Origin of the sequence: Aquimarina rubra (assembly GCF_042684305.1) — a bacterium.
GTDB lineage: Bacteria > Bacteroidota > Bacteroidia > Flavobacteriales > Flavobacteriaceae > Aquimarina > Aquimarina rubra.
Window position 1 is genome coordinate 1547148 of the sequence record NZ_JBHULE010000019.1, and the last position, 12767, is coordinate 1559914.

Below are 12767 nucleotides of genomic sequence, written 5' to 3' on the forward strand. Positions count from 1 at the left end.
AACATAGTATGAAAAATTTTGTAAAACAGTTTAGAATCATTGTACTAATTGGTTATGTAATGACCAGTTGTACTTCAACAAATAATGATTCAGTAGATAGTTATTTAGGATTTGATATTCCAAAGGATTCTTTAGATACTTTTATTACATCCAAAATGGCTGAATATAAAATTCCTGGAATTTCTATTGCCATCATTAATGATGGAGAAGTGGTGTATCATAAAATAGATGGATATGCTAACGTAGAAGAAAAGTTACCAGTCACAAAGCAAACTATTTTTGAAGGAGCTTCTATATCAAAACCTGTGTTTGGTTTTTTTGTAATGACATTTGTAGAAGAAGGAGTTCTTGACCTGGATAAGCCTTTATATCAATACTTGGAGTATCCTGATATTGCTCATGATGAGCGTTATAAAAAAATAACGACACGAATGGCATTAAGTCATCAAACGGGTTTTCAGAATTGGAGAGAAGATGATGAGGATAATACGTTAAAAATTCAATTCGAACCAGGTACAGATTATTTTTATTCTGGAGAAGGGTATCAATATGTAACGCAGGTATTAAAACACATTTTAAATACAGATGATGCAGGCTTGGAGGCAGAATTTCAGAAAAGAATAGGAAAGCCAATTGGACTGGAACATACAATTTATATTCAGAATGATTATACCAGAAAACACAAAGCAGAACCTTATGACGAAAATAATAATCGGGTTGATTGGCAAAATAATTATTGGGTTAAAAAGGAGGATAGTATCTTTTCTGCACCAGCATCTTTACATTCGGAACCTATTGATTTTTCTAAATGGATGATTGCCGTAATGAATGAGGATATTTTATCTCAAGAAAGCTATAAAGAATTGTTGAAGCCACATTCTAAGGTGCCTTATGATGAATTTGATGTAAGATATACGCTGGGTTTTACAAATATAAAACTGCCTTTAACTAATGTTTATTGTCATGGAGGTAATAATATCGGCTTTACCAGTTGGTTCCTTTTAGACACCAAAAAGGATTGGGGATACGTATTATTCACTAACTCTGAATTTGGAGAGCAATTAGGACAGGATATGTTTTTCTACTTGTTAGCTGATCCCAGTAAAACAAAACTGTATGTCACCTTAAGTATTTTCTCGATTTTACTTATTCTTGTTGTAGTATTTTTTCTAAAGTGGGTCATTAGACGTATTAGAAAACGTAAAAATCAGAAGATTTAAAGTATGAATACTAAGTTTAACAAGTCAGATTACACATTAATTGGTATTGTATATGCGGTTACAATTCTTTTTAATTGTATTGATTATTACAGAGAAGATAACAATCTTATCGAATACCTTGTTGATATTCCTTTATCAGCCGCACTTTCGTTTATTATCATTTTAGCTTTTATGTATTGGCTTATTCCTAGTTATATAGTAAAAGAAAAAAAATACGTTCAATTTGTGTTTTTTGGCCTTATTGTAATGTGTTTTTTTGGAGCTATTGATTATGTTGCTGGATTTTGGAGTGGAGACGGTGACTGGAATAAATTTCCGAAATGGTATGATTTTTTGCTAAAAAGTTTTTTTCGATTGTCTGATGATGCCGGTTTTGTTTTTGGAATTTTACTTGCTAAGAAATTCTACGAAGGTCAGGCTCAGTTTTTTAACGTACAAAGACAACAAAAGGAAAATGAATTAAAACTATTACGATCACAGATAGATCCTCATTTTTTATTTAATAATCTGAATACGTTAGATGCGCTAATTGATCATAACACTACAAAAGCCAAAGAGTATATTAATCGCTTATCATTAATTTACCGTTATTTAATTCAAACGAAGGATGCTGAGGTGATGGAACTTTCTGAGGAAGTTGGTTTTGCAGAGAATTATATATTTTTAATAGAAACCAGGTTTGGAGACGATTATAATTTTCAGATACATAAGAATACTGATTTTGATGATAAGTTTATTCCAACAGGTTCAATTCAAACATTACTCGAAAATGTTGTAAAACATAATAAGGCACTAAATAGTAAAAGTATTGACGTAGAAGTAATAATAGAAGAGGATTTGTTAACGGTGATTAATACCAAATCTAAAATTCAATCTGAAGAAGAATCCTTTGGAACTGGTTTAAAGAATTTAAAGACACGATACAAATTGTTATCAGATCAAAAGGTGCTGGTTATTAATACAGCATCAAAATTTAAAGTTTCTATCCCTATTGTGAAGTTAAGTAATGAATCTTAAGACTATGAATATTCTAATTTTAGAGGATGAAATTCCGGCATATCAAAAACTAACATCAAATTTAGATGATTTTTTTGAAGAACCTATTTCTCACGATTGGTCTCGTACTGTTGCTGATGGATCCAGATTTCTAAAAAATAATAAATACGATTTCATATTGTCAGATATTCAGTTGTTAGATGGGACATCATTTGATTTATTTAATAATGTAAATGTAGATTGTCCTATAATTTTTTGCTCAGCACATGATGAATACTTATTCCAGGCGTTTAACACCAATGGTATAGCTTATATTTTAAAGCCTTACTCGCAGAACGATTTTAAAAAAGCATTAGAAAAATACCAATCATTATTTAAGCAAGGTAATTATAGCTCTTTAGATAAAACTACCATTAATGTGCTAAAATCTGCAATGCAAGAGGAACAGGTTCAATACAAAAAACGATTTGTAATTAAGCGAACCAAAGGAATTCAGTTGTTAAATGTTATCGATATAAGCTTGATCGTAGCATCTGGGGATTTTTGTGTTGCTACAGATTCATCTGGGAAAACACATCCTGTTTTGGAAAAAATAGGAATCTTAATAGCGCAATTAAATCCCAAAAAGTTCTTTAGGATTAATAGAAGCCAGATTATACATATTGAATATATAGAAACGATCGAAAATCATTTTAAAAATAGATTGTTAATAAAATTGAAAGGTGTGAAAGAAAAAGTAATGACAAGTTCTGCTACTACATCGGAGTTCCGGAAATGGATAGAAGAGTAGTTTTGTCTTTGAAATTATAAATTTCTGCTAATTAAATTTTTGCTATTATTTTTTTTGATATCTTCAAACAACAAGTTTTGCTTATAATAAGTAAGTATTTGTTTTAATTATGACAACTTCAAAACTAATGGATACTATTTTTAATGCTATCAGATCGGGAAATTCGGAAGCAGTTCAAAGCTTTCTTAATAATGATAAACACTTGGTAAATGTAAAGGATCAAAGAGGTTCTACACCGCTTTTACTTTCTTCATATTATGGTTTTTTAGATATTGTAAAACTTTTTCTTAGCCATGGCGCAGATATTAATGAACAAGACGCTTCCGGTAATACTGCGTTAATGGGTGTTTGTTTTAAAGGGCATTATGAAATAGCAGAATTACTAATTTCCGAAGGTGCTAATGTGAATATCAAAAACTATAATGACGCTACGGCATTAATTTTTGCAGCAACTTTTGGTCAGAAAGAGATTATGCGGTTACTGTTAAATAATGGAGCTGATATTACTGCAAAGGATAATAATGGACATACTGCAGAAATGCATGCAAAAAATCAAGGTATTGATTTTGCTGAATTGATGAATGCTATCAAGTGAATATAAATCATAATATAGAAGATATAAAATCTGTTAACATACGTTCTACAGACATCAAAAGGCGCTTACTAATGTCCTCGACAACTGCGGATACTTTTCAGTCTTTTTTAAAAGATAGTATTGGAGATGAAGTACTCATCATAAATACTAATATTGGAATGGAGGTTTATTACTGTTCGAATACCGACTATAGTAATTTCATAAAAGAAAGCGCTCTTTTGTATATACTAAAGCATATTGATATTACAAAACTGAAATTTAGAAATTCTGTTGATAAAGAAGCGGTGCAGAAAAGTTTTGCTGAGGCGATTATAACGTTTGCCCAGTATCCACAACTATTTTTGGCTTATGCAAAAAAGTTTCTTCGTTTAAGAGATAATAATACCCAAAGTCAATATGTGATGCCTATACTGAATACTTTTTTTGAAAACACAATGCAGTTATTGGCAGAAACCGGCAAGTTTCCACATTATGATAAAATTCAAAAAGCAAAAAATAAATCTCAGAAATTAGATAGTAACCAAAAGGTCATAGATGATCTAATTTCTGAGATTTTATTAAAGAAACATAGAAATTAAACTACGTTTTTAAAATTCAGCATTTAACGGAGTCCTTGGATAAGGAATTACGTCACGGATATTACTCATTCCGGTAACGAATAATACCAATCTTTCAAAACCTAATCCAAAACCACTATGTTTACAAGTTCCAAAACGACGAGTATCCAGATACCACCATAATTCTTCTTCCGGTATGTTTAAAGCAGCCATTTTTTGTTTAAGGACATCTAGGCGTTCTTCACGCTGAGAACCTCCTACAATCTCTCCAATACCCGGAAAAAGAATATCCATTGCTCTCACTGTTTTTCCATCTTCATTAAGTCTCATATAAAAAGACTTGATATCTGCTGGATAATCAAATAATATTACCGGACATTTAAAATGTTTTTCAACTAAAAAGCGTTCGTGCTCACTTTGTAAATCAGCACCCCATTCGTTAATAGGAAATTTAAATTTCTTCTTCTTATTAGGTTTAGAGTTTTTAAGTATTTCTATAGCTTCAGTATAACTCACTCGCTTAAAGTTGTTCTCTAAAACAAACTTTAACTTGTCTCTAAGCAACATCTCTGCTCTTTCTGCCTGAGGTTTTTGTTTGTCTTCCTGAACCAGTCTGTTTTCTAAAAACTCAAGGTCATCCTGGCAGTTATCTAAAACGAACTGGATAACATATTTTATAAAATCTTCTGCAAGATCCATATTGCCATCCAGATCACAAAAAGCAACTTCTGGCTCTACCATCCAGAATTCAGCTAGATGACGAGATGTATTAGAGTTTTCTGCTCTAAACGTTGGTCCAAAGGTATATACCTGTCCTAATCCCATTGCATAGGTTTCGGCTTCTAACTGTCCAGAAACTGTTAGGTTAGTTTCACCACCAAAGAAATCCTGCTTATAGTCAACCTCGCCGTTTTCATCCTTTGGGATGTTATTAAGATCTAAGTTTGTCACTTTAAAAGCTTCTCCGGCACCTTCTGCATCACTCTTGGTGATGATAGGTGTGTGCACGTAATAAAAGTCATTCTTCTGAAAATATTCGTGTATCGCAAAAGATAATTTGGATCGCATACGCATAATGGCTCCAAAAGTATTAGTGCGAACTCTTAAATGAGCTTGTTCTCTTAGTTTTTCTAAGCTATGGCGTTTAGGAGAAAGGATTGTTAGTTTTAATTCTTCGGGATCAGCTTCTCCTTCTATTTCGACTGCAGTAACTTTGATCTCTACTCTTTGTCCTTTTCCTTCGCTTTCTGCCAGTGTACCGGTAACTACAAGAGCAGCTCCAACATTTATTTTATCAGTAATAGTAGTATCAATAGTGTTGTCCTCAATCACACATTGAATATTGTTGATAGTAGATCCATCATTGATCGCTATAAAACGATCGTTACGAAAAGAACGAACCCATCCTTTTACCGTCACAGGTTGCAACAGTTTGTCACTTTCTAATACGTCTATTACTTTAGTATGTTTCATCAATTTAATTTTATTTGTTTTACATCGGTCTGATGGAATTAGTATATCAGTATTGTCTTCTTTTTAATATGAAAACTAATTTTAATTTAATCAGTTTATTAGATTATCTATCCAATTTTGAATTTCTTGGATAAAGGTTATAAAATTTTAAGGTAGCAAAGATAATTTTTTAATCGAATTGATGCATAATGTTGCTCTTCAAAAAAATCAAATTCAAAAGAATTAGTGTTTAAGTACTTTGTTATTCTATAAAAACTGATTTTTTTAAAACAAGACAAAATCTGACGGTTTTTTCTGGAGTAATTCTATGTTAAAACCATAAAAAACTACTTTTTTGGGGAAAAAACCACTTTTTTTTAGGGTTTGTTTAAAATATGATGTAAAAATTCCTACGCAATTTTATAAGTTAAATGTCTGTTATTAAGATATTTGAAATATTTTTTGCTTTTTCAGGACTACTAAATAAATGTTAAAAGTTTGTTTGTTTTATCGAAAGGGGGAAATCCCCCCCTAAAGGGTATTTCAAAATACAAAAAGGGGGCGTATCTTGCATATGCAATTATGACGATTGTGTTTACGTTAAGTTTAGTTCGATAGGTTTTGGGGTAATCTATCTTACACGGAGTCTCGCTGGTTTACCGGCGAGGCTTCTTTTTTTATAGTTAAAATTGAATTCGATATGAAAGAAAACTAGTTAGTTGCTTTCTTCTTCAGGAAGTTCGTAATCGTCATCGTTGTCAATGATTTTTAATGCAGGTTCTTTTAATGTCTTTTTGTTTGCAATGCTTCTTTCTAAAGAAAGTAATAAACACGGTAACAACAACAAATTAGCTAACATCGCAAATAATAGTGTCGCGGATACTAATCCACCTAATGCCTTTGTCCCACCAAAACTAGAGATCATAAATACAGAGAAGCCAAAGAAAAGGACTGTAGAAGTGTAAAACATACTTACTCCGGTTTCTCTTAGAGCTGCAAAAACCGATTTACGTATTCTCCAATGATTTGATTTTAGTTCTTGTCTGTATTTTGCTAGGAAATGAATGGTATCATCCACAGAAATACCAAAAGCAATACTAAAAACCAATATCGTGGATGGTTTTATGGGTACTCCTAAAAAGCCCATTAAACCTGCAGTCATTAATAAAGGCAGTAAATTAGGTATTAAGGATATGACAATCATTTTAAAGGATCTAAACATCCAGGCCATAAATAATGCTATAAGTATAATAGCCAGACCTAAAGAAAAGATAAGATTCCAGACCAAATATGTAGTTCCTTTCTGAAAGATTAGTGCTTTTCCAGTAAAAGTAACTTCGTAACGATCTTCGGGAAATAGTTTTGCAAGTTTTGGTGCCAAATTAGCTTCTATTCGTTCCATTTCTTCAGTACCTACATCTTTCATAAATGTGGTGATTCGCGCATATTGTCCTGTAGAATCAACATAGCTATTCATGGCACCTGCCTCAGATTCAAAACTTTTGGCATAGGGCAGAATAAAATTTCGTTCCTGACTTGTAGGTAGTTGGTAATATTTTGGATTTCCATTGTAGTAAGTTTGCTTAGCATATTTTACTAAGTTAACAATGGATATAGGTTTTGACAGCTCTGGTGTTTCTTCGAGCAGCTCTTCTAATTGAGCCATTCTTCTAAGGGTAGGTAATTTGAGAACTCCTTGTTTGCGTTTGGTGTCAATTAAAATTTCTAATGGCATGATGCCGTCAAATTCATCTTCAAAAAACTGGATATCTTTAAAAAAACCAGCTGATTTAGGCATGTCTTCTAATAAGCTTCCAGAAACTTTAATTGTATAAATTCCAATAATACTAACAATTAATATGATAACAGAAGTAATGTATATGGTGATACGCTGGTTTTTAACCACGTGTTCCATCCAGTTTACCAGTCTTTCCACCCATCTTTTTCCTAAATGTTTTAAATGTCTTTCCTTAGGCTGTGGCATATAGCTATAGATGATCGTAATAACCAGTAAGCATAGAATAAATAGCGCTACGATATTTAAGGCGGCTACGATTCCAAATTCTTTCAATAATTTACTTTCCGTTAAAGCGAAAGTAGCAAAACCTGCAGCAGTGGTGACGTTAGTCATCAATGTGGCGTTTCCTACTTTAGTAATAACGCGCTGTAAAGATTTTGCCTTATTACCATGTTTTTTTATTTCCTGTTGATACTTATTAATTAAAAAGATACAGTTAGGAATACCAATAACAATAACCAACGGAGGAATAATAGCGGTTAGAACCGTAATTTCATATTGTAGAAGCCCAAGTAGACCAAATGCCCACATTACACCTATAATTACAGCAGTCATCGAAATAAAAGTCGCTCTGAAAGATCTAAAAAAGAAAAAGAAAATTAATGAAGTAACTAGTAACGCGGCTAAAATAAAAATCTGAATCTCGTCCATAATGTTCTGAGAATTCATAGTTCTTATGTATGGCATTCCGGATACTTTTACATCCATTCCGAATTTCTTTTCAAATTCTTCTACTTTAGGATTTAAAACATCTTCAATAAACTTTTTTCTAACGATAGTATTAACAATATCTTTATTTAGATAAATAGCACTTTGTATGGTGTTGGATTTATTGCTGTATATAAGCCCTTCATAAAAGGGTAATTTGTTAAATAACTCATCTTGGTATTCTGAAACATTCTTCTCTGTGTAGATAGTATCTTTTATGAAAGAAACCAGTTCAAATCTGGCAGGATTATCTTCCTTTTTAAGTTTTTTTAAGTCACTCACAGAAATGACCAGATCAATTTCGCTATACTGTTTAAAAGAATCGTTAAAATCGTTCCAGGCTTTTAATTTTTTAGGAGTAAATAGAGTGCTGTCGCTCACAGCCATTACAATAAGATTACCTTCGTCTCCAAATTTATCGAGGAACTCCTGATATTTTATATTGACTTCGTGGTCGTCTGGAAGAAGATTAGCTTCAGAAAATGAAAAACGCATATTTTTCCACTGAAAGCCAAGAAAGACTGTAATTCCAATAATAATTATGAATATCGCTGCTCTATTGCGGAGTATAATTCCAGCTAATGTATTCCAAAACCCGAAAGTTAGTAACTTTGCCATTCTCTATTTTCCTTGTGCAAATGTAAGAATTTGAGGTTTTAATATTTAAAAAATCTCTAAAAGAAAATAAATAAATAATCAGGTATTATAGCTTTAAGTAAAAAGTGAATTTAAAGGCAATGTTATCCTCAATCTTTGGCAGATGATAGGCACCATATCTATACGCAAAACTCAATCCAAAACCTGCAAAAAGTTTATTGATTTCAAAACCTGATTCCTGATAACCCTGTTGAAGAGAATTGAAACCTACGCCTTGGTGTTTATCTCGATTGCTTACGTCGCCAATGGCATATCGAGTGATAAATACCATCTCTGGTTTAAGCCAACTGGCAATGTTAAAAGGTCTTAGTCTATGTCTAATCTGTAAAGTTGCTAAACGATCACTAAAAAATTCACTAAAATACATGGTTTCAAAACTCCTTCGTCCTGCTACAGAAAATCTTTGGAAAACAGTTTCTTTAGTTGGAGCATTTGGATATGCATGGTATAAGTGAGTAAGTGGTACATCACCACTTGCAATATCTGCTTCTAATAATAAACTAGTACTGGATTGGTTAAGGCGGTTAATAATGTATTCTGCTTTAATCCCTATTTTGCTGTAGCTGAAATCACTATCAAATAAACCTTTATATCCTTGTGTATATTGAGTAGTAATTTTTGGGTATCCATCTTGTATTTCTTTAAAACCATTAGGTGTTTTTAAAAATTTACTAAATGGACTCCATCTAAGCGCGATGGTAGATTCTGCAGTTTTATATTGTGAAAACACATTACCATCATCAAGGTATGTATATCCACCCGTTTGATCGATATTACTAACGGATAATTGAGTTTCTGATAATAATTTCGGAAAAATTCTGTGTTGCAGACTCGTGCTCCAGGTTCTGTGTTTGTAATAGAAATCTATATTTACCAAACGAGGTTCGAATAAAGAATATACACGTCTGTCTGTTAAATAAAAAAAACTTCCAACTTCTCTAAGGTCATCGGTATAATTTACATTTAACCAAGATCCCGAATCTTTATTTAGCAAAACGCCACCTCCTAAACCAAATTTGAATTTGCCATCCCTAAAACCATAAACCAGATAGCCTTCTGCCCGAAATCGTTTAGATAACTTTTGGTTTGTTAAGCCTCCGATCCCTAATCGTAAACCTTCAAAATTATTATATTTAATGGGATAAGTAAGATCGAAATCAAAAAAACCAACAGGATAATACCCGATATTAAAACTTTGAATTACATCTATCCTACGTTCTATGTTTTGGGCTTTGACGATACTATCCACAATCGGAAAAGAATTAAGATCTTTTTCGGTGATCGCACTCGTTCTATAAGTGTTCCAGTATTGTTCACTTCGGGTTGTAGCTTCGGGAGCTATTTCTATTGCTGATTGTTGACGCTTTATTTTGATGTCTGATTTTGTGTCATAGTCAAAAAAGTCAGTTTTAGAAACAAGAAAATCATTATTACCTGTAAAGCTTTTCTTATCTGTACTTAGCCGTCCAACAGATATTTGACCACCAAATAAAGCAACTTTTTGTTTTCCAATCCCTGGTCTTATAGTAACCTCCTGATTCAAAGGTAGCCACAATTTTTCCTCTTCATTATATTTAAAATCGTGAGTTACCATAACATTAAGTTCTCCTCTTAATTCGGCAACAGCTTTCTGGATGGCTAGTGTTTCCATATCTAGATATAACACGCCTTCTAAGCTGGCAATTCGTTTGGACCTCCGTGGCTGGAAAAGTACAACATATGCCGGTCTTTTTCCTTGAGTAGTGTCCAGTACTTTGTAGTAATAATTCCTGAGAGCCCTGTTTGATAAAGGACTTGCATATCGATTATTGAAGATCACATAATTTTCTTCATATAGAGAGTTGGATTGTATTTTGATTCCTAAAACGTTGTAAACAGGTTTGTTAAATCCTGACATTCTGGATGCCAGAACAGTTTCTTTCTCATCTCGTCCTTTGTTAAACTCATGAAAACTCACTTTTTCAGAAAGAAAAGAATGTGCGTCGTTAAATATCCGCTCCATGTCTACCTTAGTAGTATCTGGTGTTTCAAATCGAGCCTGATTATCTTCAGTAATTTTGAATTTATTGTAGGTTTTATAATTATAGCTGGATAAAGACTTGTCGGGATTGTTCTTTTGTTTATTAGCTATGGCTTGCTTTATAATATTGGAAGCGATACTTCCTGGAATATCTAGCGTTACTGCTTCTAAACTTTCTTGTTTTGGAGTAAGGAGTATTTCTACTTTTACGATGTCTTCAGATTTAATAGAAAAGCTTTTTGTCGAATAACCGACATAGCTAACCGTTAGATTTACCGGATAGCTATCACATCTTATGACAAACTCACCTTTAGAAGAAGTTAATGCGTAAGCATTATCATCGGTCTTTACGGTAGCGAAAGGTAGAGGGTCGTTGGTGCTTTGATCAATTACTTTTCCGGTAATGCTAATTTGGGATAGTAAAACAAAATGAGTAAAAAATAATAAACAGAAAAGTTTGTTTTGCATTATCCGAATTGATTCATAAGTATTGAAGATATGCAGAAGTATTTATTAATAAATACTTCTGCATCAGTATTTGTTGAAATATTAGACTGTCATGATTTCTTTTTCTTTAACAGTAAACATTTCATCAATTTTCTTGATATAACTATCTGTTAACTCTTGTATGTCAGTTTCAGCATTTTTCGCCATGTCTTCAGACAGTCCTTCTTTTTCTAATTTCTTAATCTCATTATTGGCGTTTTTACGATCGTTACGCACACCAACTTTAGAGTCTTCTGCTTCTGCCTTTGCTTGTTTAACCAATTCTCTACGACGTTCTTCTGTCAAAGGAGGAACGCTAATGATTACGCTTTCTCCATTGTTCATTGGATTAAAGCCAAGGTTGGCCATTAAGATTGCTTTTTCGATTTCGTGAATAAGTGATTTCTCAAAAGGTTGAATTGTGATCGTTCTAGCATCCGGAGTGTTTACATTCCCAACTTGATTTAATGGCGTTGGGTTTCCGTAATATTCCACCATAACACCGCTCAGCATGGCTGGAGATGCTTTTCCTGCTCTAATTACAATTAACTGTTTTTCTAAATGGGCTATAGCGCCCTGCATAGATTCTTTCGTTGAATCCAGAATAAATTTTACTTCTTCGTTCATCTTAAAATAATTCTTTTCTTTTCAGTAGATCAAAAAACGAGCCACTTTGTTATAGGTTTACTTTTGTTCCGATAGATTCTCCAGAAACTACTTTTAGTAGATTTCCAGTTTTGTTCATATCAAAAACTATAATAGGTAATTCATTTTCCTGACTTAATGTAAATGCCGTTGTGTCCATTACTTTAAGTCCTTTGCTTAACACATCATCAAATGTAATAAAATCAAATTTAGTAGCTTGAGAATCTTTTTCCGGATCTGCGGTATAAATTCCATCTACTCTTGTTCCCTTCAGGATTACGTCTGCATTAATTTCTATAGCACGAAGTACGGCTGCAGAATCTGTTGTGAAATAAGGGTTGCCAGTTCCGCCGCCAAAAATAACTACTCTTCCTTTTTCCAGGTGTCTAATGGCTCTTCTTTTAATGAATGGTTCTGCGACTTCATTAATTTTTATAGCAGATTGCAGTCTTGTTGGTATCTCAGCATCCTCCAACGCGCTCTGTAATGCTAATCCATTAATAACAGTAGCTAGCATACCCATGTGATCCGCCTGAACTCTGTCCATGCCTTTGCTGGCACCGGCGACACCTCTAAAAATATTACCACCACCTATAACTATAGCTACTTCAACGCCTTTATCAGTTATTTGTTTGATTTCATTAGCATATTCTGCTAATCTTTTAGGGTCAATACCGTATTGGCGATCTCCCATCAGGGCTTCTCCTGATAATTTCAGTAATATTCTATTGTATTTCATCATTTGTTTGAACTGTGGTGCAAATATAATGATATTCTTAATTTAGAAAATACTTTACTAAGTAAAGGTAAATCTTTCTGAAATAAGACAGAAATGTTAAAATT

At 32.9% G+C, this 12767-nt stretch carries 10 protein-coding genes; 5 read left to right on the top strand and 5 right to left on the bottom strand.

Annotated features, from left to right (window positions below; translation table 11 throughout):
* The first annotated feature begins 8 nt into the window (after positions 1-8).
* The 5 genes from ACFSR1_RS15290 to ACFSR1_RS15310 all read left to right on the top strand — a co-directional run bounded on the left by ACFSR1_RS15290 (position 9) and on the right by ACFSR1_RS15310 (position 4179).
* Positions 9-1220 carry a serine hydrolase domain-containing protein gene (locus ACFSR1_RS15290; RefSeq protein WP_378293891.1) on the top strand — a complete coding sequence of 404 codons (1212 nt, stop codon included), beginning with the start codon at positions 9-11 and terminating at the stop codon, positions 1218-1220.
* 3 nt (positions 1221-1223) lie between these two features.
* On the top strand, positions 1224-2237 hold the full coding sequence (locus tag ACFSR1_RS15295; RefSeq protein WP_378293892.1) for a sensor histidine kinase: 1014 nt from the start codon (positions 1224-1226) through the stop codon (positions 2235-2237).
* A 4-nt stretch (positions 2238-2241) separates the two neighbouring features.
* Positions 2242-3006 carry a LytR/AlgR family response regulator transcription factor gene (locus tag ACFSR1_RS15300; RefSeq protein WP_378293893.1) on the top strand — a complete coding sequence of 255 codons (765 nt, stop codon included), beginning with the start codon at positions 2242-2244 and terminating at the stop codon, positions 3004-3006.
* Between the two features lie 127 nt (positions 3007-3133).
* Positions 3134-3601, top strand: a complete 468-nt coding sequence (locus ACFSR1_RS15305) for an ankyrin repeat domain-containing protein (protein WP_378293894.1) — start codon at positions 3134-3136, stop codon at positions 3599-3601.
* A gap of 71 nt (positions 3602-3672) precedes the next feature.
* Complete coding sequence (locus ACFSR1_RS15310; protein WP_378293895.1) at positions 3673-4179, top strand: hypothetical protein; 507 nt, start codon at positions 3673-3675, stop codon at positions 4177-4179.
* Between the two features lie 9 nt (positions 4180-4188).
* On the opposite strand, the gene asnS is transcribed toward ACFSR1_RS15310, so the two are convergent.
* The 5 genes from asnS to pyrH form a co-directional block, all read right to left on the bottom strand.
* Positions 4189-5631: an asparagine--tRNA ligase gene (asnS, locus tag ACFSR1_RS15315; RefSeq protein WP_378293896.1), complete on the bottom strand. Its 1443-nt coding sequence runs from the start codon at positions 5629-5631 to the stop codon at positions 4189-4191.
* A 694-nt stretch (positions 5632-6325) separates the two neighbouring features.
* Positions 6326-8734, bottom strand: a complete 2409-nt coding sequence (locus ACFSR1_RS15320) for an efflux RND transporter permease subunit (RefSeq protein WP_378293897.1) — start codon at positions 8732-8734, stop codon at positions 6326-6328.
* Positions 8735-8819: 85 nt separating this feature from the next.
* Complete coding sequence (locus tag ACFSR1_RS15325) at positions 8820-11261, bottom strand: DUF5686 family protein (RefSeq protein ID WP_378293898.1); 2442 nt, start codon at positions 11259-11261, stop codon at positions 8820-8822.
* Between the two features lie 81 nt (positions 11262-11342).
* Complete coding sequence (gene frr / locus ACFSR1_RS15330; RefSeq protein ID WP_378293899.1) at positions 11343-11906, bottom strand: ribosome recycling factor; 564 nt, start codon at positions 11904-11906, stop codon at positions 11343-11345.
* Positions 11907-11955: 49 nt separating this feature from the next.
* On the bottom strand, positions 11956-12663 hold the full coding sequence (gene pyrH / locus ACFSR1_RS15335; RefSeq protein WP_378294515.1) for a UMP kinase: 708 nt from the start codon (positions 12661-12663) through the stop codon (positions 11956-11958).
* Positions 12664-12767 lie beyond the last annotated feature (104 nt).